This window comes from Bradyrhizobium sp. R2.2-H, assembly GCF_004346455.1.
Lineage (GTDB): Bacteria > Pseudomonadota > Alphaproteobacteria > Rhizobiales > Xanthobacteraceae > Bradyrhizobium > Bradyrhizobium diversitatis.
The window spans coordinates 96,977-117,868 of the sequence record NZ_SMBR01000004.1; the positions used below are offsets into that span (position 1 = coordinate 96,977).

The following is a 20,892-nucleotide window of genomic DNA, read 5'->3' on the forward strand; positions in this document are numbered from 1 at the left end:
GCGCGCTTGGGGCGCGCTTGTCCGGGACGACAGTTGAGTTCGACGCAACAGCTAGCGCAACTTACCCCGCCGCCTTCGCGTCCCGGATCGCCTGCCAGATCTTCTGCGGGGTCAGCGGCGTGTTGAGCTGGGTGATGCCGAGCTCGGCGAGCGCGTCCATCACGCCGTTGGTGACGCAGGGCGGGCCGCCGATGGCGCCGGATTCGCCGCAGCCCTTGGCGCCGAGCGGGTTGGTGCGGCAGGGCGCGGAATCGTCCAGCGTCACCTCGATCGGCGGGACGTCGTCGGCGCGCGGGATGCAGTAGTCCTGGTAGCTGGCGGTGAGGAGCTGGCCGTCGGCATCGTAGGACACGCCTTCATACAGCGCCTGGCCGATGCCCTGCGCCACGCCGCCATGGATCTGCCCCGTCACCAGCATCGGGTTCACGGCGACGCCGACATCGTCGACCGTGGTGTAGCGCACCACCTTGGACACACCGGTCTCGGGGTCGATCTCGACCTCGCAGATATGCGTGCCGTTCGGCCAGCTCGGACCGTCGACCTCACCTTCGGAATCGACGCTGAGCTTGGCACCGATCTCCTTCTCGGCGAGATCGAACAGGCTGATGCGACGGTCGGTGCCGACCACGGTGAGCATGCCGCCCTGGTACTCGATGTCCTCGACCGAGGTCTCCAGCGCGTTGGCCGCCTTCTCGCGCGCCTTCTGGATCAGATCGTTGGAGGACACCGCGACCGCCGTGCCGCCGACGAACAGCGAACGCGAGCCGACGCTGCCGAAGCCCATGGCGAGATCGGTGTCGCCCTGGACCACGTCGATCTTGTCCATGGGAATGCCGAGCGTGTCGGAGATCATCTGCGTGTAGGTGGTCTGCAAGCCCTGCCCCATCGCCATGGTGCCGGAATGCAGCACGACGCGCCCTTGCGAGGTCGCTTGCAGCGTGACCTTTTCCGTATGCGCGCGGCCGCCGGTCCATTCGATGTAGGAGGTGAGGCCGCGGCCGTAGAGCAGGCCCTTCTTCTTCGCCGCCTTCTTGCGCGCGGCAAAGCCGTCCCAGTCGGCGAGCTTCACGGCCCGATCGAGCATGTGCGCGAACGCGCCGGAATCGTAGACCTGGCCCGCTGCATTCGTGTACGGCAGCTGCGCCGGCTTGATGTAATTGGCCTTGCGGATCGCGCGCGGATCCATGCCGATTTTTCGCGCAGCAGCGTCGAACAGGCGTTCCACGATGAAAACCGCCTCGGGGCGGCCCGCACCGCGATAAGCGCCGACCGGGGCGGTGTGCGTCATCACCGACTTCACTTCGAAATGCACCAGCGGCAGATCGTAGACGCCGGTCTGCACGAAGGGCCCGAGCACCAGCGGGATGATGTTGGCCGCGCCCGAGGAATAGGCGCCGGTGCAGCCGATCGACTTGACGCGATAGGCCAGCACCTTGCCCTTCTCGTCCAGCGCGAACGACGCCGTCGAGGTGAGGTCGCGGCCGTGGGTGCCGCCGACGAACTCGTCGGTGCGGTCGCCGCGCCAGCGGATCTTCTTGTTCAGCTTGGTCGCGGCATAGGCGACGATGCCGTCTTCCGGATAGAGGTTGGTCTTCTGGCCGAAGCCGCCGCCGATGTCGCCGACCAGCACGCGCACGCTGTCCTTCGGGCGCTTGAGCACGGCTTCCGCCAGCACGTCGCGGGTCGAAGCAGGGGTCTGCGACTGCACGTGCAGCAGGAGGCGACCGGTCTTCTTGTCGATCTCCGCGATGGTCGAGCGCGGCTCCATCGCGGAAGGCACCAGGCGCTGGCTGACGAGATCGAGCTCGACGGTGTGCGCCGCCGTGGCGAAGGCCTCGTCGACCTTGGCGGCGTCGCCATAGCTCATGGCGCCGACGATGTTGTCGGGCGCCTCCGGCCACACCACGGGCGCGCCAGGCTTCAACGCCTCGACGGGATCGACCACCGCGGGCTGCACGTCGTATTCGACCACGATCGCCTCGGCCGCGCTCTGCGCCTCCACACGCGAGGCAGCGACCACCGCGGCCACGGCCTCGCCGGCATGGCGCACGACCTCGTGGGCCAGCAGCCGGCGCGGCGGCACCGTCATCGGGCTGCCGTCGGGGCGCTTGAAGATGTTCAGGGTCGGGATGGTGCCGATGTCGTCCTTGACGAGATCAGCCCCGGTGTAGATTGCGGTGACGCCGGGCATTCCGGCCGCGGCGCTGGTGTCGATCGAGACGATCTTCGCGTGGGCGTGCGGCGAACGCAGCACGTGCAGCCACAGCGCGCCGTCCTCCGGCTTGTCGTCGATGAACTGTCCCTTCCCGGTGAGCAGCCTCTGGTCTTCCAAACGCTTGACGGGCTGGCCCGCTCCGAAACGCAAATTGCCGGGAAGAATGTTCATTCCGTTATGTCCTCGAAATCCGGAAAACGACCGCGGCGGTTTTAACGGATTTTGCGGGCCAGACAACCGAGCCCGGCACATCGGCCATGCGCGTCAGAGCCCCTTGCTGGAGCGGATCGGCCGCCTAGGACCTGTCGATGTCGACGATGCCCACATTCACGTCACGGCTGTCCGAGCCGCGCTTGACCGTGAGCCGGACGGCTTTTCCCGCCCCAGCCTGCTCGAGCGCATCGGTCAGGTCGGCAAGGCGCCGCACCGGCTTGCCTTCCACCGCGGTGATGATGTCTCCGACCGCTCCCGTGGAAAAATTGACACCGCGAATCCCCGCCCGCTCGGCCGGACTGCCGGGGGCCGTCCGCACCACGATCACCCCTTCGACGCCAAGCCGGGTCGAGACATCCTCGCCGGCGGCCACGATGCCGATGCCGGGTGTCGGCACGCGACCGTTGCGAATGAGCTCGGGCACAATCCGGTTCACGACGTCGACCGGGACCGCGAAGCCGATGCCGGCGTTCGAACCGGACGGGGATATGATCGCCGTGGTGACGCCGATCAGCCGGCCGGCGGAGTCGAGCAACGGTCCGCCCGAATTGCCGGGGTTGATCGCGGCGTCGGTCTGAATGACGTTGGCAATTTCCCGGCCGCCATGGGTCGGAAGCCTGCGCTTGAGCGCGCTGATAATGCCGCTCGTCATCGATTGATCCAGTCCGAAGGGATTGCCGATCGCGAAGGCGGATTGCCCGACCTTCAGGTCGCTCGAACTGCCGAGCGCAATCGGAGCCGGAAGCTGGCGCACGCTGCGGATCCGCAGCACCGCGAGATCGTAATTGGGAGCCGTGCCGACGAGGTCGACCTCGGCCACCTCTCCCGAGGCAAAGCGCACGGCGATCTCGCCGCCACTGGCGACGACGTGATTGTTCGTCACGAGATGTCCGTCGCGATCCCATACGAAGCCCGTGCCGGAAGAGCCGCCCTGGCCTTCCTCACCCATGAGAGGACTGGCTGCCGATTTGGCTGCCACCTGGACGACCGAAGGTGACACGCGCTCGAAGATGTCGATGGTGGCTTTTTCGCCCTCGGACAGCGGCCCCCGCTGCTCGACCGCGCGTGCGGAGGGCGCCGTCCATGGGACAGGGACATGCAGGATCTTCGCGGCAGTGACGGCAAGCAGCAGGGCGGCGAAGGCTGCCGCGGCAATCGCGTAGCGACGATTCATCGGTGACCACCGTCTCCAGTGCTGAATGCGGCCTTGGGATGCATATGCATGGGGTGACAGATCCGGCTTACGCAGCAACGTCGCAAACGAACGGAAGTTTCCCGGTTGGGCAGGTAAGGGCTTTTCTGGCTCATGCACGGGTGCCGGGGCATATTGCCGCGTGCCAAACAGCTAGGTCAGCTCGCGCAGCGCCATTTCCACGACCTTCCGCGCCTCGGCCGTGAGCGGCGCCTGCGGCGGGACGGGATCGCCGACGTCGTAGCCCTGGATCGAAAGCCCCGCCTTGATGCAGGCGGCGAGATTGAAGCGGGCGAAGGCTTCGTTGATGCGCCACAGCCGGCGCTGCAGCGCCATGGCCTCGTCCCACCGTCCGGCCTTGCAGAGGTCGTACAGCGCGACGCTCTGGCGCGGGATGATGCAGGCCGGGCCCGCCATCCAGCCGCGGCCGCCGATCAGCATCACTGCGGCGGGGATATGAGCCGAGGCGGAGAAGACCTGCAAGGCATCGCCGCAGCGGTTCATGATCGAGAGCAGCCGGCCGGTGTTGGTCGAGGCATCCTTGATGTAGCCGATGCGCGGATGTTCGGCGAGGCGCGCAATGACGTCGAGGGTGAGATCGGAACGCTGAAATTGCGGATTGGTGTAGATGACGACGGGGATGTCCACGGCATCGGCGATGGCGCGGAAGTAGGATTCGACCTGGACGTCAGTGAGCGGGAAATAGGCCTCCAGGATCGCCAGGATGCCAGCGGCGCCGAGCCTCTGGCAGGCCCTTGCCTGCGCCACCGCATCCGCCGTCGAGGTGGAAGCGACGCCGGCCACGACGGGCACGCGGCCCTGCGCGGCCTCGATCGTGGTCTGCACGATCGCCGTGCGTTGCTCGGCGTTGAGATAGGCAAATTCTCCGGTCGAGCCCAGCGGTGTCAGGCCGTGCACGCCGGCGCCGATCAGGTCGTCACAGAGCTTTGCGAGCACGCTGGTCCGCACCGTGCCGTCGGCATCGATGGGCGAGACGAGATAGGGAAAGACACCGTGGAATTCGGACATGTCAGGTGCATTCGGGACATCGGGCCGCCATGGCGTGCCTCAATCGCTGCTAACACGGGGCAAAATCGCCAGCAAGCCTGTGCATTGACGACTTTTTAAGGACGTTGGGCGGCAACGATCATCTCGTGTCCCTTCCCCACCCCTTATTAGGAACAAGCAGGGATGGTGCCGGCCATGACTCTGACAATGTCGTCCAGATTCCTGCATCCCGACCCACGCATCCGGCGCGAACTCGTGGATCTCCTGTACACGTCGCTTCCGCAGGTGTCCGCCATTGGCGTCACGTCGGTGACCGGTGCAGCCGCGCTGACGCTCATGAGCGGCGATACCGGCTATGCCGTGATCTCGGTCTTCATCTTCATCACGGCCGCAGCCCGCATCGCTTCCCTGTTCCGCTACAAGTCGCGCGCTGCGCAATTCTCCGATGCCGACGTAATCCGCTGGGAAGGGCTCTACGGCGCCGGCGCGTCCGCCTTCGGCCTCGCGCTGGGCATGTTGTCTTTCCGCGCGCTCCAGCTCGACGACGGACCCGGCGCCTGGATCGCATTCGGCCTTTCGATGTCCTTCTGCGTCGGCATGGTCTCGCGCGCGGCAATCCGCCCCTGGATCATCCTGACCACCGCCGCGGTGCTGTTGATGCCGACCATCCTGGCCGGCCTGCTCCGCCCCGAGTTCGCCTACAAGCTCGGCGCGATCATGCTGGTGTTCTTCTGGCTCACATTGCGCGAAGCGTCGAAACATCTCAGCGCCGCCTTCGTCGAGCGGCTCGAAGCAAAGCACCGGCTGGCGCGCCAGGCGACCCACGATTTCCTGACGGGATTGCCGAACCGCGCCGCGTTCTTCCAGGCGCTGGCGGAGACCCGCGGAAACTTCGCCATCATCGCCATCGACCTCGACGGCTTCAAGCCGGTCAACGACCGCCACGGCCATCACGTCGGCGACGATCTGTTGCGGCAGGTGGCGGAGCGGCTGTCGGTCTGCATCGGCGAGACCGGACTTGCCGCGCGCTTCGGCGGCGACGAATTCATGATACTCAAGCCGGTTGCCGCCGGCGAAGCCGGCCGCGAGGAAGCGCTCGCCCTGGCGCGCCGGGCCATTCTCGATCTCTCGATCCCGTTCCTGCTGACCGACATTCCGGTCTGCATCGGCGCGAGCGCAGGAATTCTCGTCAGTGCCGGCGCTGCGACCGCCGGTGCGACGGCGCAGCTTCTCGAGCAGGTCGACCGCGCCCTCTACGCAGCCAAACGTGCCGGAGGCAGCCGCTGCGCATGGGCGGATGAGGACATCCGCCTCGAACGCGCAGCAGGCTGAAGCTGCCGTCTTCGATCACGCCTTGAGCAGCCGCACCCGCGTGCCCCATGGATCGATCGCCTCCACACCATTCGCAAGCGTGATGAGCTGCGCACCGCCCTTGCGCAGGCGTTCCTCCTGCGCGGCGAGAATGTCCTGCTTCGCCGTCACCAGCGAGAACCATGCAAGGCCCGTGGTGGCATCGTCGCGCCGGCCGGCGCCCTGGCTCTGCCAGACATTCATGCCGAGGTGATGGTGATAACGGCCCGACGACAGGAACGCGGCGCCGCTGCGCTTGCGCGTCGGATCTAGGCCGATCGTGCCGTGATAGAAGCTCTCGGCCTGCGCGAGATCGCCGACGCGCAGATGCATGTGGCCGACGCGCAAGCCGTCCGGCGCCCCGGCATAGTCGGCGACGCGTGTATTGGTCAGCGACAGCAGGTCGGGGATGTTGAGCTCGTCGGTCGCCATCTTGACGCTGCCCTCGCTCCATTGCCATTGCGAGGGATCGCGGTCGGCATAGACCTCGATGCCGTTGCCCTCGGGGTCGTCGAGATAGACGGACTCGCTGACGAGGTGATCGGCAAAACCCGACAGCTTCACGCGATGCGAGGCGGCATGCACCAGCCAGCGCGCGAGGTCTTTTCGCGTCGGCATCAGGAAGGCGGTGTGGTAGAGGCCGGCGGCATTGCGCGGCTCGATTTCCGCATCGGGACGGGCCTCCAGCACCAGCAGCGCCATGCCGGCCGTGCCGAGCTTCGCGGCGGTCGCCGAACGCTCCATCACGGCAAGCCCGATCACGTCGCGGTAGTAGTCCGCAACCTTGTCGAGATTCTTCACCCGCAGCGTCACCATGCCGACCCGCATCGGCGTGCGGCTGGCAAAGGTCGGCCCGCCGCCTTGAGGAACGCCCTCGGCGCGCGCGGCGGCTGCAGCCGCCATCGCGAGCGAGGTTGCACCGGCGAGTTGCAGCAGGGTGCGGCGGGTGAGATCGATGGTCATCGGTCAGGGCTCGTTCAAAATGGTTGAGGCCATGCGGCGCAATGTCGGCCGATTGCTACACGTTCCCGTGAGCGGGTCCCAATCACATGTTCGTCGGCCGCGCGGAGGGAAGTCCTGGCCACCCGGCCAGTTTCGCACGCGCCCGCGACATCCCAGATTGAGGACAGCTTACAGGAGCCTGCCATGACCGCCCCTACTCCCCTGTCCTCCCTGTCGTCCGCCCTCGCGGACATGGTGGCGCGCACGGCGCCGTCCGTCGTCTCCGTGCATTCGCACCGCTCCCGTGCCACCGGCTTCGCCTGGAAACCCGGTCTGATCGTCACGGCCGACGAGGCGCTGGCGGACGAGGGCGCGGTCGAGATCGGCCTTGCCGACGGAAGCACCGCGGCCGCCACAATCGCCGGCCGCGACCATACGACTGACATCGCGCTGCTGCGCGTCGATGCCGCCGTCGCGCCGGTCAAGCTCGCCGCGACGGTCCCGCCGCTGGGCGCCTTGTCGGTGGTGGTCGCCACCAATCGCGAGACGCCGAGCGCCGCGCTCGGGATGGTGTCGGCATCCGGCAAATGCTGGCGCTCCTTGCGCGGCGGCGACATTGATGCGCGGATCGAGCTCGACGTCCGCCTGCGCGGCAGCCAGCAGGGCGGCCTCGCGCTCGATGCATCGGGCGAAGCCTTCGGCATGGCCGTGCTCGGACCGCGGCGCGTCCTGGTGATCCCGGCGGCGACGATCGAGCGCGTCGCGGCGCAACTGGAGGCGCGCGGCCGCATCGCGCGGGGATATCTCGGCCTCGGGCTCCAGCCGGTGCGGCTCGACGACGGCGTCGGCGCCATGGTGATGAATGTCGACAAGGCCGGCCCATCGTCCGCGGCCGGCATCCGTCAGGGCGACGTGATCGTCGCGGTCAACGACCAGAAACTGTCCGGCGTGCATGCGCTGTCGCGGACGCTGGGACCTTCGAGCGTCGGCACGGTGGTCGATGTCGCGGTGCGTCGCGGCGGCGAGCCGGCCAGCTTCAGGGTCACGGTCGGCGAGAGGCCGGAGACGTGAGCGAGGACAAGACGGCCGAGATCGTGCTCGCGCTGGAGATCGACGACCCCGCCCTCGCCGATCGCCTGACGGCGCTGCTCGGCAATATCCCGGGGCTTCGTCTCGCTGCGCCTGGCGAGCAGGCGGCCGCGGCGATCGTCGCGCGCGATCCGCGCATCATGCCCGAGGACATCGCGCTGACGCAGCGCGAGCTCGACGTGCTGGCGTTGATGGCGGAAGGTGCCTCGAACAAGATGATCGCGCGTCAGCTCGGCATCTCCGTCCACACCGTGAAGTTCCATGTCGGCTCGCTGCTCGACAAGCTGGACGCGACCGGCCGCACCGATGCAGTCGCGCACGCCGCGCGTCGCGGCGTGATCGAGCTTTGACGCCGCTCAGCCTCACGGCGCTGCCCCCGCCGGGAAGCTGAGCTTGACCGTCAGGCCCGGCGCATTGTCGTACAGCGCGATCTCGGCGCCATGAAGGTGCGCAACCGCGGCGACGAGGCTGAGGCCGAGGCCATTGCCCGGCGTGTAGCGGCTCCGTTCGAGCCGGTAGAAGCGCTTGAAGACGTGATCGCGCTGCTCGGCGGGAATGCCCGGACCGTCGTCCGCGATCGTGATCACCGCAGCGCCATCGGCTCTGCGGCAAGTCACGGTCACCCGCCCGCCCTTGCAGCCGTGCTTGATCGCGTTGTCGACGAGATTGGCAATGGCGTCGAACAGCAAGTCGCGATCGCCCGTGATCGCCACGTCGCGTTCTCCGGCAAGGCTGAGCTTTGTAGCAACCTGCTCGGCGGCGGCATCGTAGAGCTCGACGACCTCGCCGGCGATCTCGGCGAGATCAAGCGCGCGGAAGGCGCCGGTGCGGGCGCGGGTCTCGATCTCGGAGATCCGGGTGATGGAGGCGAACATGCCGAGCACGGCATCGAGATCGGCGATGGTGTCCCCGATCAGCGCGGCGTCGGTCTCGCTGTTGCGCGGGGCGTGATAAGCTTTCTCCAGCCGGCCGCGCATGCGCGTCAGCGGCGTTCGCAGATCGTGCGCGACGTTGTCGCTGACCTGCTTGACCTCGCCCATCAGCGTCTCGATGCGGTCGAGCATCTGGTTGAGGTTTTCGGCGACGCGGTCCCACTCGTCGTTGCTGCCGCGCAAGGGGATACGCTGGTCGAGGCCGGAGAGCATGATGGCGCGGCTGGTGGCGTTGATCTGTTCGATCCGCCCCACAGTGCGCCGCGTCACCAGCACGGCCGCGAGCCCGGCGAGCACCAGCAGCAGCATGGCGACCGCGACCATCGCGAGCTCGATCATGCCGGTGAAGCCGTCATGATCGACGGCCCCGCCGAGCCGCCGCTCGACGTAAGCGAGCGTCCCGAAATAGACGTAGGCCATGATCGCCGCGACGATCAACCCGAACGCCGCGATCGCGATCAGCGCGAGGCGGAAGGTCGAGGAGCGAAGGGTCTTAGCCAGGAGCACGGAGGCAATATCCGATGCCGCGGATAGTGTGGATCAGCGGATAGTCCTGGGAATCGTCGACCTTGCGACGAACGCGCCCCACATAGACGTCGATGATATTGGTCGACGGATCGAAATGCAGGTCCCAGACGTGCTGGAGCAGCATCGCGCGGGAGACGACGCGGCCCTCGTTGCGGACGAGATATTCGAGCAGCTGGAACTCGCGCGGCAGCAGCGGAATCTTGCGGCCGCGGCGGGAGGCAGCCCGCGCGATCAGGTCGATCGCGAGATCGCCGACGCGCAGCAGCGTCTCCTTGGCGATGGTCTCGCTGCGGCGGCCGAGTGCTTCGAGCCGCGCCAGCAATTCGGTGAAGGAGAACGGTTTGACGAGATAATCGTCGCCACCGGCGCGCAGTCCGCGCACGCGGTCGTCGACTTCGCCGAGCGCGGAGATGATCAGGAACGGCGCGGCGATGCCCTCGTCGCGCAACTGGCGCATCACGCTGATGCCGTCGATATCAGGCAGCATGCGGTCGATGGTGATCACGGCATAGTCACGCGCGGCGCCGTGGCTCAGGGCTTCGCGGCCATTGGCTGCGAGGTCGACGTCGTAGCCCGAAACCGTCAGCTCCTCGACGAGCTGACCTGCGGTTTCCGGATCGTCCTCGACGACCAGGATGCGACGGTGACCTCCGCTCATGACAAGCTCCGCGCGACGATCGCCACCAGACTATCCCGTTCCGGGGCTGAGCGGAACCGCCCGGTGGCGATCGCGACAATGGTGCGGTACGGCGATGCGACTACCAGTAGTCTCCGCACACATTGACCCATTGCCATCCATAGGGCGTCCAGCTCCTGCTCCAGCAGCCGTCATTGTAGCCGCCGTAGAAATAGGGCGCGCCGAAGACGGCGAAACGACGGAAATGGTGGTGACGGAAGCCGTGGCGGCCGTGCCAGCCTGCGCCGGCGAAGCGCGGACCGATCGCCGCGTGCGCGAAACGCGGGCCGCCGAAGCCCGGGCCGCCAGCAAAGTGTGCGCGACCCATGCCGCCGAAACCACCGGCGCGCATGCCGCCGAAGCCGCCGGCGTGCATGCCACCGCCGAAATGGCCGCCGCCACCGAAATGGCCACCACCGCCAAAGCCGCCATGACCGCCACCGCCGAAGCCACCACCGCCATGGCCTCCGCCACCGCCGCCGCCACGGGCGAGCACCGGTGAAGCGAGCGCCATCGCGGCGGCGACCGTCACCGCGATGAAGCCTTTGAGAAGCCTGTTGTTCATCGAAGCATCCTCCTTGCAGTGCGGCGATCACCGCGCCGCACGAGGATGGTCAGATGAAAGGAAGGCACCGGCACCTTCAACTTACAAACACGCCAGATTCTGACGCGGGTGTCAGGAAGGCACCGCTCTCCCCACGTCATTGCGAGCGCAGCGAAGCAATGACGGCGTGGGTAGTGCTTGATCTGATCTCTCCCCGCAACGAGCGGGGAGAGGTTAAAGGGCTCACACCCGCTTGCCGCCACTCTTCTCGGCCGCACGACGCAGCGCCTCCGCAAGAGCACCGCCGCCCGAAGACTCCTGCTTGCGCGGAGCCGACGAGGTCATGCGGGCGGGATTGCGTGAGCTGTTGTCGCGCTGCATGCCGGGTGCGTCCTTCTTAGGCCCGACCTCGTCGTCGAGGCGCAGCGTCAGCGAGATGCGCTTGCGGGCGACCTCGAAGTCTAGCACCTTCACCTTGACGATATCGCCCGGCTTCACCACCTCGCGCGGATCCTTGATATAGGTCTTGGACATCGCCGAGATGTGCACGAGACCGTCCTGGTGCACCCCGATGTCGACGAAGGCGCCGAAGGCGGCGACGTTGGTGACGGTGCCCTCGAGGATCATGCCCTTCTTGAGGTCCTTGATCTCCTCGACGCCCTCCTTGAACACCGCGGCCTTGAACGCGGGGCGCGGGTCGCGGCCCGGCTTTTCCAGCTCGCGCAGGATGTCGGTGACGGTCGGCAGGCCGAAAGTCTCGTCGACGAAATCCTTCGGCTTGAGGGTACGCACGATCTCGCTGCTGCCGATCAGCGCCTTGATGTCGCTCTTGGTCGCCGCGAGAATCCGGCGCACCACCGGATAGGCTTCCGGATGCACGCCGGAGGCGTCGAGCGGGTCCTCGCCGCCGAGGATGCGCAAGAATCCCGCGCACTGCTCGAATGCCTTCGGCCCGAGCCGCGGCACGTCCTTCAGTGCCTTGCGCGACTTGAACGGGCCGTTGGCGTCGCGGTGCGCCACGATGCTCTGGGCAAGGCCCGAGCCGACACCCGACACGCGCGCAAGCAGCGGCGCTGAGGCGGTGTTGACGTCGACGCCAACGGCGTTCACGCAGTCTTCGACCACCGCATCGAGCGATTTTGCGAGCTTGGCCTGGCCGAGGTCGTGCTGATACTGGCCGACGCCGATCGCCTTCGGCTCGATCTTGACGAGCTCGGCCAGCGGGTCTTGTAGGCGCCGCGCGATCGAGACCGCGCCGCGCAGGGTGACGTCGAGGCCGGGCAATTCCTCCGAGGCGAAAGCCGAGGCCGAATAGACCGACGCGCCGGCTTCCGACACGACGATCTTGGTCATCTTCAACTCGGGCAGGCCCTTGACGAGGTCCGCGGCGAGCTTGTCGGTCTCGCGCGAGGCGGTACCGTTGCCGATCGCGATCAGCTCGACACGATGCTTCAGCGCGAGCCTGCCGAGGGTCGCCAGCGACTCGTTCCACTGCCGCTGCGGCTCGTGCGGATAGATCGCGATGGTGTCGACCACCTTGCCGGTGGCGTCGACGACCGCGACCTTGACGCCGGTGCGGTAGCCGGGATCGAGCCCCATGGTGACGCGGGTACCTGCCGGCGCGGCCAGAAGGAGGTCGCGCAGGTTCGAGGCGAACACGCGCACGGCCTCGGTCTCGGCCGAATTCCACAGCCGCATGCGCAGGTCGATGTTGAGATGCACCTGGATCTTGGTGCGCCAAGCCCAGCGCACGGTGTCGACCAGCCAGCGGTCGCCGGGTCGCTTGAGGTCGGCGATGCCGAACCGCTTCATGATCTTCAGTTCATAGGCGCTCGGCACGCCCGGCGGCGGCGCCTCCGCCTCGGCCTGGATCTGAAGATCGAGGATCTCTTCCTTCTCGCCACGGAACATCGCGAGAATGCGGTGCGATGGCAGCTTGGTCAGCGGCTCGGAGAAATCGAAATAGTCGGCGAACTTCTCGCCCTCGGTCTTCTTGCCGTCGCGCACCTTGGAGGCCATGCGCGCGTTGGTCCACATCTCCTCGCGCAAGGCGCCGATGAGGTCAGCGTCCTCGTCGAAGCGCTCGACCAGGATGGCGCGGGCGCCGTCGAGCGCGGCAGCGGCATCCGCAACGCCCTTCTCGGCGTTGACGAAGCCTTCCGCCACAACCTTCGGATCGTTGCCGGGTTCGGCCAGCAACTGATGGGCGAGCGGCTCGAGGCCGGCTTCCTTGGCAACTTCCGCCTTGGTGCGGCGCTTCGGCTTGAACGGGAGATAGATGTCCTCGAGGCGCGCCTTGCTGTCGGCGGCCATGATCGTGGCTTCGAGGGCTGCATCGAGCTTGCCCTGCTCGCGGACCGATTCGAGGATGGCCTTGCGGCGGTCCTCGAGCTCGCGCAGGTAAACCAAGCGCTCCTCCAGGGTGCGCAATTGCGCGTCGTCGAGCGCACCGGTCGCTTCCTTGCGGTAGCGGGCGATGAAGGGAACCGTGGCGCCGCCGTCGAGCAGCGTCACCGCCGCCTCGACCTGCTCGGCGCGAACCCCAAGCTCCTGCGCAATTTTGTGGTTGATATTTGCCACGCGAGATTCCCTCTATCAAAGCACGCGACGCAGGGCGAAAAGCGCCGGCCGCGGGACGCCGCTTATGGACCAACCGAGGTTGATTCATCAAGGTGCGGCGCGCAACCGTCGACAGAGGATTTTTTGCCGGATCGATGCGATCTCGCCACATTCGTGGGGACGGGGTCGCTCTGCTTCCGTGTCCCGGACGCACTGCAACGCTCTTAGCGTTGCAGTGCTGAGCCGGGACCCATATGGCGGCGCCGTATGCCGCGAGATAGGCCCCGGCTCGGCAGCGCATCGCCCGACGGGCGCCGCGCTGCGTCCGGCGCACGAGGGCGCCGAGCTTGACAGGTGCCGCGGTTCAGCGGCTGTTCTAGTTGCCGGACTCCTGAACTCCACACGAGGACCATTCATGCGTACAACATCGGTCGGCGTCTTCAGGATCGCCACCACGGGCCCCGGCGACGTCTCCGGTCTCATGGCCATGATCGGTTCGGGCGCGATCGACCCGCGCGAGATCCTGGCGATCCTCGGCAAGACCGAGGGCAACGGCGGCGTCAACGATTTCACGCGGGAATACGCCGTCAGCGCGCTGTGCGCGGCGCTGGCACCCCACCTCGACCTGCCGCCGCACGAGGTCGAGCAGCGCATCGCCTTCGTGATGTCCGGCGGCACCGAGGGCGTGCTCAGTCCGCACATCACGGTGTTCACGCGCCGAAACGTCGACGCCCGTCCGGCAGGCCCCACCGGCAAGCGGCTGAGCATCGGCATGGCGCAGACGCGGGATTTCCTGCCCGAGGAGCTCGGCCGCTCCGCGCAGATCACGGAGACGGCGACCGCCGTGAAGGCCGCCATGGTGGATGCCGGCATCAACGATCCCACCGACATCCATTTCGTGCAGATCAAGTGCCCGCTGCTCACCAGCGAGCGCGTTGCGGCGGCAACGGCGCGCGGCAACAAGACAGCGACGACCAGTGCCTACGCCTCGATGGCCTATTCCCGCGGCGCCTCCGCGCTCGGCGTCGCCGTCGCGCTCGGCGAGATTGCAGCCGATCTCCGCGATGAGGACGTGCTGCGGCGCTACGATCTGTTCTCGTCCGTGGCCTCCACCTCATCAGGCATCGAGCTGATGCACAACGTCGTCATCGTGCTCGGCAACTCGGCGGCATCAGTGAGCGAGTTCGAGATCGGGCATGCCGTGATGAGGGACGCGATCGACTCCGCCGCCGTGATCGCGGCGCTGGAAAGCGTCGGACTGCGCATCGCGCCGCAGGCAACGAAGGGCCGCGAGCTCGTCAACGTCTTCGCCAAGGCGGAGGCCTCGCCTGATGGCAGCGTGCGCGGCTTTCGCCATACCATGCTGGAAGACACCGACATCAGCTCGACACGCCACGCCCGCGCAGCGGTCGGCGGCCTGATCGCTGGCCTTGCCGGCACCGGGGCGATCTACGTGTCCGGCGGCGCCGAGCACCAGGGTCCGCCGGGCGGCGGGCCGGTTGCAGCGATTGCACGACTGTCGGATTGATACGAGCCGGCATCTCCGGGACTTGCGACCTGTCCGCCCCACGCAACCCTGCCCCTCGCGCCGGCTCGCTTGATTCGGACCGTTGCTTGCGAAAGGAAGATAACCGCTATCCAAGAGGATTTTGACGTCATGACTTTGCCGATGAGCTGGAATGAATGGGCGCAGCACGACGGAGTCGCGCTGGCAGGGCGCGTCCGCAAGGGCGAGCTGACGGCGAAGGAATTGGCGCGGCAGGCCGCGGCCGGCGTTGCCAAGGTCAATCCGGCACTGTCGGGCGTGGTCGAGTTGTTCGAGGACGTGATCGCCGACCCCGCCAAGGACGGCGCCAATCTCGCCGGCCCGTTCGCCGGCCTGCCTTTCCTGATGAAGGACCTCGGGCCGACCATGAAGGGACGGCTCCAGGAGATGGGTTCGCTGCTGATGCGCGGCAATCGCGCCGGCGCGGACACGTTCCTGACCGGAAAATTCCGCCAGGCAGGACTGAACCTGATCGGACGCACCACGACGCCGGAATTCGGCGTGTGCAGTTCCGCCGACAATCCCGCCGTCTACGTCACGCGCAATCCCTGGAATACCGACTACACCACCTGCGGCTCGTCCGCAGGCAGCGCGGCGATGGTCGCCGCGGGCGTGGTGCCGATCGCGCATGCGACCGACGGTGGCGGCTCGATCCGCATTCCCGCCGGCGTCAATGGCAATATCGGGCTGAAGGTCTCGCGCGGCGTGTTCTCGCTCGCCCCGCACATGTCCGATCTCACCGGCCTCGTCTCGATCCAGGGCTGCCAGTCGCGCTCGGTGCGCGACACCGCCGCCTTCGTCGACCATGCCCGCGGACCGGCACCTGGCGAATTCATGCCGTTCTGGACCACGGCGCAGCCCTATTGCGAGATGATCAAGCGCGACCCGTCAAAGCTTCGCATCGCGGTGTCGCACACATGGGGCGACTATACCGCCACGCCGGAAATCGCCGCCGAGCTGGAGAAGGCCGGCCGCTTCCTCGAAGGCCTCGGCCATCACGTCGACTACGCGTTGCCCGAGGTCGATTTCCGTGCCGCGTTCGCGGCGCAGACCACCTGCTACATCTCGAATTTCGCGGTGGTGATCTCCAATATGCTCGCTGCGCGCGGGCTGGAAAAACCGCCGGAAGATCTGATCGAACCCATGAACATCCGCATCTGGGAAGCCGGCCGGCACACGAGCTTCGCCGAGCGGGCGAAGATGCAGGGCGTGTTCAACACGACCTCGCGCGGCTTCGGCGCCTTCTTCGAGCAGTGGGACGTGATCCTGACGCCGATCACGGCGCTGCCGACGCCGAAGGTCGGCACCAGGGAATACCTCACCATCTCCGACAATCCCGACGTGCTCGACTGGTTCGGCAATCTCTGGCGCAACTTCGCCTTCACGCCGCTCGCCAATCTCTGCGGCATGCCGGCGATCTCGATGCCGATGGCAACCCAGGAGCACGGCCTGCCGCTCGGCATCCAGGCCATCGCCAAGCAGGCCAATGACGGCCTCTTGCTGCAACTCGCTGCCCAGATCGAGCGCGCGCTCGATGGCAAGTGGAACGGCGGCAGGAAGCCGAAGGTGCATGTCTGCTGAGGCAGGCCTATTTCTCGTAGACCCCGCGCTTGCGGCCGTCCTTCGAGACGCCCGCCGTTGGCGGGCCCTTAGGATGAGGTCTGATTTCTTGGCCATCTCCTAGACCCTCATGGTGAGGAGCGCCGCCTCGCGGCGCATCTCGAACCATGCAGGCCGTAGGGCGACCTCAGTTCTTCACCGCCGGAATTTCCTCCGGCCGCGGCTGCTGCTGGCCCTGCTGGTACATCGCGAGCGCCTTGTCGAGCGCTTCGCGCAGCGCCAGCGCCGCGGCCACGCTGCAACGCAGGTGCGCGGTCTGGACCACGTCGACCCTGACGGCGGCGCCGACCGGCATCAACAGGTTCGCGGCGAGCTCGATCTGGATCGCGCCGTTGTGGTGACCGAAGCAGGATGCGCCGTCGAAATAGATGATCGGCGCCCGCTCCGAACTCGAGGTGGAAATCGTGACGGGCCCCTGATTGGTGCCGGGTGTCTCGGGGTCGGTCATGGGGCGCTCCTTGCGGGCATGGTACGAACGAAGCGCCCACCATCGTTGCTTTGGCCCGCCCTGTCGAGGCCAAACCGCCCACGGCAGGGAGCAAGGCACAATCGGGGTTTTGCGCGGCGCTCGGCACTGGTTTAGAACATCGCCATGTCCACTGTACCTGTCACGCTCCCATTCGAGGAACTCGCCGAAGCCATCAAGGGCCGCCGCTCCGATTACGGCCATATCAGCGGGCTCCAGCTCGACCGCTTCGCGCCAGCCGAGGCCTGGTCCAGCCTGCCCTACCGGCCCGTCTTCGTCGGCGACACCGAGACCGGCGTGCTGCACGGCGGCGTCGTCACGGCAATGCTGGACGAGAGCTGCGGCATGGCCGTGCAGCTTGCACTCGACGGCACGCGCGCGATCGCAACCCTGGACTTGCGCATCGACTACCAGAAGCCGGCGACGCCGGGCCTCGACATCAAGGCGCATTCGGTCTGCTACCGCACCACACGCTCGATTGCCTTCGTGCGCTCCACCGCCTATCAGGAGTCGGAGGACGATCCGGTCGCGACCGCCACCGCCTGCTTCATGATCGGCGCCAACCGCACCAACATGCTTGCCGACCACCGTATGGATGCGCGCAGCATCCCGTTGCTGGAGGCTCCTGAGGATCCGGATGGACCGTTTGCGCGCAGCCCGTTCGCTCGCTGTCTCGGCATCCGCGTCAACGACGACGGCACGCTGACGATGCCGTTCTCGCCGAAGATCATCGGTAATCCGATCCTGCCCGCGATCCATGGCGGCATGACCGGCGCCTTCCTGGAGACCACCGCGATCGTCGGCGTGGCGCGCGAGCTCGGCGCTGCGGAGCCGCCCAAGCCGATCGGCCTCACCGTCAACTATCTGCGCTCCGGCCGTGCCCTCGACACATTCGCCGACGTCTCGATCGTGAAGCAGGGCCGGCGAATCGTGGCCTTCGAGGCGCGGGCCTGGCAGGATGATGCCACCAAGCCGATCGCCACCGCTTTCGGTCACTTCATGCTGCGCCCGACGCCGGGAAGTGACGACGAATAAGCGCATTTTGACTTGACGGCCGAAGTTCCGGCCACAACGATAGCACACGTCCCCGCGAGAGGTATTGGATTGCGGCATCCGCTCGACATCGTCGCCATGTTCGCCGCGCTCTGGCTGCTGGCGTCGATGATGCTCGACGCGCTGACTCCGAAAGATCTGACGGCGGTGTCGATCGCAGTCGCGATCGGACCCGCGATCGTCATCACGGCCGTGTTCTACCATTTGCGCTGCCCGCGCCTGGATTTTGCCGTGGTGTTTGCCGCGCTGTGGCTGATCTCGGACATCGCCATCGCCTTTGTCGCAGCGAAGCAGTTGCCGCCTTTCCTGATCGGGCTCGGCTTTTTGCCGGCTCTGCTGGTCGGCGCCGTGCTGCACTGGCGACGCTTCCAGAACCGCCATGATCGGCTGGCCACGCCATCGGTGAAGCGCGGCTGAGGCCGCGCGCTCGGTGTTCACCTCCCCCGTCGGGAAGAGGTGAACCGAACCGCGTCAGCCGAAATCAGCGCGGCAAGAGGTTCGTTTTTGCGAGATCGAGCACCTCGTCGCCGCGGCCGTTCATCACCGCGCGCAGGACCCAGAGGCTGAAACCCTTGACCTGCTCGGCCGTGATGGTCGGCGGCATCGACAGCTCCTGCTTGGCGGTGACGACGTCGAGCAACGCCGGCCCATTGTGCGCCAGCATCTCCTTCATCGCGCCCGGGAGCTCGCCGGGATCCTCGACGCGTTTCGCGAAGATACCCATCGCGCGCGCCATCGCAGCGAAATCGGGGTTCTCCAGATCGACACCGGTGTCGACGAAGCCCGCCGCCTTCATCTCCAGCGCGACGAAGCCCAGCACGCCGTTGTTGAACACGACGACCTTCACCGGCAGCTTCATCTGCGTCAGCGTGATGAGGTCGCCCATCAGCATGGTGAAGCCGCCGTCGCCGGAGAGCGAGATGACCTGGCGGCCGGGCTGCGCGGCCTGCGCGCCGATCGCCTGCGGCATCGCATTGGCCATCGAGCCGTGCACGAAGGAGCCGATCAGCCGGCGGCGGCCGTTCATGTCGAGATAGCGCGCGGCCCACACGGTCGGCGTGCCGACATCGGCGGTGAATACGGCATCCTCGGACGCATGGTCACTGATGACCTTGGCGAGATATTGCGGATGGATCGGCTTGGTTCCCGGCGTGCCCCTGGCGAGCGAATCGAGCCCTTCGCGAGCCTTCTTGTAGTGCGCGACGGCGTCGTCGAGATGCTTGCGCTGCGTCTTGGTCTCGAGCAGCGGCAGCAGCGCCTCGATGGTGAGCTTGACGTCGCCGACGAGGCCGAGATCGATCTTGCAACGCCGGCCGAGATTTTCCGGGCGGATGTCGATCTGCGCGATCTGGCAGTTGGCCGGGAAGAACTGCTTGTAGGGAAAATCGGTGCCGAGCATCACCAGCGCGTCGCAGGCGTGCATGGCGGCATAGCCCGAGGAGAAGCCGATGAATCCGGTCATGCCGACGTCGTAAGGGTTGTCGTACTCGACGTGCTCCTTGCCGCCGAGCGCATGAACGATCGGGCTCTTCAGAGCTTCCGCCAGCTGCATCAGCGGCGCATGCGCGCCGGCGCAGCCTCGGCCACAGAACAGAGTGATACGCTCGGCGGCGTTGAGGAGGTCCGCCAGCGCCTTCAGTTCATCGGCCTCCGGCACGACCTTCGGCGCCGACAAGGCTAGGCCGCGCGCCGTCGACAGCTCACGCTTCGGGGGACTGCGGAAGGCGACGTCGCCGGGCATGGCAACGACGGCAACGCCGCGCAGGCCGACGGCGGCGCGAATCGCGTTCTCCAGCACGTAGGGAAGCTGGCTCGAATCCGAGACCAGCTCGCAATAATGGCTGCATTCGCGGAACAGGTTCTGCGGATGGGTCTCCTGGAAATAGCCACCGCCGATCTCGGCGGTTGGGATTTGCGCCGCAATCGCCAGCACCGGAACGCGGCTGCGGTGAGCGTCGAACAGCCCGTTGATCAGATGCAGATTGCCCGGGCCGCAGGAGCCGGCGCAGACTGCGAGGCTCCCGGTCATCTCCGCTTCGCCGGCCGCTGCAAACGCTGCAACCTCCTCGTGCCGGACGTGGATCCACTCGATGGTGCCGCGACGGCGCAGCGCTTCGGTGAGCGCATTAAGACTGTCGCCGACGATGCCGTAGATGCGCTTGACGCCCGCTTGTTCGAGCGTTGCCACGAAAAGATCGGCTACGTTGTTGATCGCCATTGTCGGTCTCCTGCTTCAGCCAGTCACATGTGCACGATGCGCAAACATCGGTTGCGACACCGCGAGGGACAATAAGCTATGACACGATCACGGCTTGTCTGTTCCTGCTCAATTTTACGCAATCGCCCGATCGTAGGCCGCGACCGTCACCTTCGCACGAGCTGCGACATCCGCTGCCGTCATGCCGGGCTTGTAGAGGCTGGAGCCGAGCCCGAACGCGGTCACACCGCCCCTGATGTACTCCGCGAAGTTCTGGTCGGAGACGCCGCCGACGGCGGCGATCATCACGCCTGATGGCAGCACGGCCCTGATCGCGGCGATGCCGGAGGCGCCGAGCACGCTCGCCGGGAAGAATTTCAGGCTCGACGCACCCGAGCGCGCGGCAAGCAGCGCCTCGGTCGGCGAGAACACACCGGGCATCGTCACCATGCCATGCTGATGCGCGCGCGCGAGCACCTCGTTGTCGACATTGGGCGAGACCATGAGCTTGCCGCCGACGTCGTTGAGACGATCGACATCTGCCGCGGTCAGCACCGTACCGGCGCCGATCAATACACCTGATGGCGCCTGCTTGACCGCCATCGCAATGGAGCGGAACGGATCGGGCGAGTTCAGGGGAATCTCGATCGCGGTCATGCCGGCCTCGATCAGCACGCCGACAATGGCTTCGGTCTCCTCGGGCTTGACGCCGCGCAGGATCGCGACCAGCGGCCGCTTCATCGGCGGAAAAGCAACGCTCAT

18 protein-coding genes are annotated in these 20,892 nt (G+C 66.8%); 7 read left to right on the forward strand and 11 right to left on the reverse strand.

Annotated features, from left to right (window positions below):
* Positions 1–61: 61 nt before the first annotated feature.
* The 3 genes from EDE08_RS11395 to EDE08_RS11405 form a co-directional block, all read right to left on the reverse strand.
* The gene (locus EDE08_RS11395) at positions 62–2,386 is read right to left on the reverse strand and encodes a xanthine dehydrogenase family protein molybdopterin-binding subunit (RefSeq protein ID WP_131869322.1); all 2,325 of its coding nucleotides are present in this window, start codon (positions 2,384–2,386) and stop codon (positions 62–64) included.
* A gap of 124 nt (positions 2,387–2,510) precedes the next feature.
* Positions 2,511–3,602 carry a S1C family serine protease gene (locus EDE08_RS11400; RefSeq protein ID WP_131869321.1) on the reverse strand — a complete coding sequence of 364 codons (1,092 nt, stop codon included), beginning with the start codon at positions 3,600–3,602 and terminating at the stop codon, positions 2,511–2,513.
* 171 nt (positions 3,603–3,773) lie between these two features.
* The gene (locus tag EDE08_RS11405; protein WP_131869320.1) at positions 3,774–4,649 is read right to left on the reverse strand and encodes a dihydrodipicolinate synthase family protein; all 876 of its coding nucleotides are present in this window, start codon (positions 4,647–4,649) and stop codon (positions 3,774–3,776) included.
* A 174-nt stretch (positions 4,650–4,823) separates the two neighbouring features.
* Here EDE08_RS11405 and EDE08_RS11410 point away from each other — a divergent pair, with 174 nt between their 5' ends.
* A complete protein-coding gene (locus EDE08_RS11410; RefSeq protein ID WP_245524770.1) occupies positions 4,824–5,960 on the forward strand; it encodes a GGDEF domain-containing protein in 1,137 nt (378 codons plus the stop codon).
* 15 nt (positions 5,961–5,975) lie between these two features.
* Here the strand turns inward: EDE08_RS11410 and EDE08_RS11415 are convergent, their stop codons facing one another.
* On the reverse strand, positions 5,976–6,941 hold the full coding sequence (locus tag EDE08_RS11415; protein WP_131869318.1) for a VOC family protein: 966 nt from the start codon (positions 6,939–6,941) through the stop codon (positions 5,976–5,978).
* A gap of 183 nt (positions 6,942–7,124) precedes the next feature.
* Between EDE08_RS11415 and EDE08_RS11420 the strand changes: the two genes are divergently transcribed.
* Together EDE08_RS11420 and EDE08_RS11425 are read left to right on the forward strand one after the other, a co-directional pair.
* Positions 7,125–7,991 carry a S1C family serine protease gene (locus EDE08_RS11420; protein ID WP_131869317.1) on the forward strand — a complete coding sequence of 289 codons (867 nt, stop codon included), beginning with the start codon at positions 7,125–7,127 and terminating at the stop codon, positions 7,989–7,991.
* On the forward strand, positions 7,988–8,359 hold the full coding sequence (locus EDE08_RS11425) for a response regulator transcription factor (RefSeq protein WP_035674777.1): 372 nt from the start codon (positions 7,988–7,990) through the stop codon (positions 8,357–8,359). The genes EDE08_RS11420 and EDE08_RS11425 overlap by 4 nt, the downstream gene beginning before the upstream one ends.
* A 12-nt stretch (positions 8,360–8,371) precedes the next feature.
* Here the strand turns inward: EDE08_RS11425 and EDE08_RS11430 are convergent, their stop codons facing one another.
* The 4 genes from EDE08_RS11430 to EDE08_RS11445 form a co-directional block, all read right to left on the reverse strand.
* Positions 8,372–9,448, reverse strand: coding sequence for a sensor histidine kinase (locus tag EDE08_RS11430; protein ID WP_131869316.1), 1,077 nt, complete (start codon positions 9,446–9,448; stop codon positions 8,372–8,374).
* Positions 9,435–10,127 carry a response regulator transcription factor gene (locus EDE08_RS11435; RefSeq protein ID WP_131869315.1) on the reverse strand — a complete coding sequence of 231 codons (693 nt, stop codon included), beginning with the start codon at positions 10,125–10,127 and terminating at the stop codon, positions 9,435–9,437. The genes EDE08_RS11430 and EDE08_RS11435 overlap by 14 nt, the downstream gene beginning before the upstream one ends.
* 100 nt (positions 10,128–10,227) lie before the next feature.
* Positions 10,228–10,710, reverse strand: coding sequence for a hypothetical protein (locus EDE08_RS39065; RefSeq protein WP_131869314.1), 483 nt, complete (start codon positions 10,708–10,710; stop codon positions 10,228–10,230).
* A 222-nt stretch (positions 10,711–10,932) separates the two neighbouring features.
* On the reverse strand, positions 10,933–13,269 hold the full coding sequence (locus tag EDE08_RS11445; protein ID WP_131869313.1) for a Tex family protein: 2,337 nt from the start codon (positions 13,267–13,269) through the stop codon (positions 10,933–10,935).
* A gap of 394 nt (positions 13,270–13,663) precedes the next feature.
* Between EDE08_RS11445 and atzD the strand changes: the two genes are divergently transcribed.
* Both atzD and EDE08_RS11455 read left to right on the forward strand, forming a co-directional pair.
* Positions 13,664–14,776 (forward strand): cyanuric acid amidohydrolase, encoded by a 1,113-nt coding sequence (gene atzD, locus EDE08_RS11450; RefSeq protein ID WP_131869312.1) that lies wholly within the window; start codon positions 13,664–13,666, stop codon positions 14,774–14,776.
* Between the two features lie 129 nt (positions 14,777–14,905).
* The gene (locus EDE08_RS11455; RefSeq protein ID WP_165935867.1) at positions 14,906–16,375 is read left to right on the forward strand and encodes an amidase; all 1,470 of its coding nucleotides are present in this window, start codon (positions 14,906–14,908) and stop codon (positions 16,373–16,375) included.
* A 166-nt stretch (positions 16,376–16,541) separates the two neighbouring features.
* Here EDE08_RS11455 and EDE08_RS11460 read toward each other — a convergent pair whose 3' ends face one another.
* Positions 16,542–16,862 (reverse strand): hypothetical protein, encoded by a 321-nt coding sequence (locus EDE08_RS11460; protein WP_061878930.1) that lies wholly within the window; start codon positions 16,860–16,862, stop codon positions 16,542–16,544.
* Positions 16,863–17,006: 144 nt separating this feature from the next.
* Between EDE08_RS11460 and EDE08_RS11465 the strand changes: the two genes are divergently transcribed.
* Both EDE08_RS11465 and EDE08_RS11470 read left to right on the forward strand, forming a co-directional pair.
* Positions 17,007–17,915 (forward strand): PaaI family thioesterase, encoded by a 909-nt coding sequence (locus EDE08_RS11465; RefSeq protein ID WP_131869311.1) that lies wholly within the window; start codon positions 17,007–17,009, stop codon positions 17,913–17,915.
* A 69-nt stretch (positions 17,916–17,984) separates the two neighbouring features.
* Positions 17,985–18,350, forward strand: coding sequence for a hypothetical protein (locus EDE08_RS11470; RefSeq protein ID WP_165935868.1), 366 nt, complete (start codon positions 17,985–17,987; stop codon positions 18,348–18,350).
* A gap of 64 nt (positions 18,351–18,414) precedes the next feature.
* On the opposite strand, the gene poxB is transcribed toward EDE08_RS11470, so the two are convergent.
* Together poxB and EDE08_RS11480 are read right to left on the reverse strand one after the other, a co-directional pair.
* A complete protein-coding gene (poxB, locus tag EDE08_RS11475) occupies positions 18,415–20,151 on the reverse strand; it encodes a ubiquinone-dependent pyruvate dehydrogenase (RefSeq protein ID WP_131869310.1) in 1,737 nt (578 codons plus the stop codon).
* A 114-nt stretch (positions 20,152–20,265) separates the two neighbouring features.
* Positions 20,266–20,892 carry a 2-dehydro-3-deoxy-6-phosphogalactonate aldolase gene (locus tag EDE08_RS11480; RefSeq protein WP_131869309.1) on the reverse strand — a complete coding sequence of 209 codons (627 nt, stop codon included), beginning with the start codon at positions 20,890–20,892 and terminating at the stop codon, positions 20,266–20,268.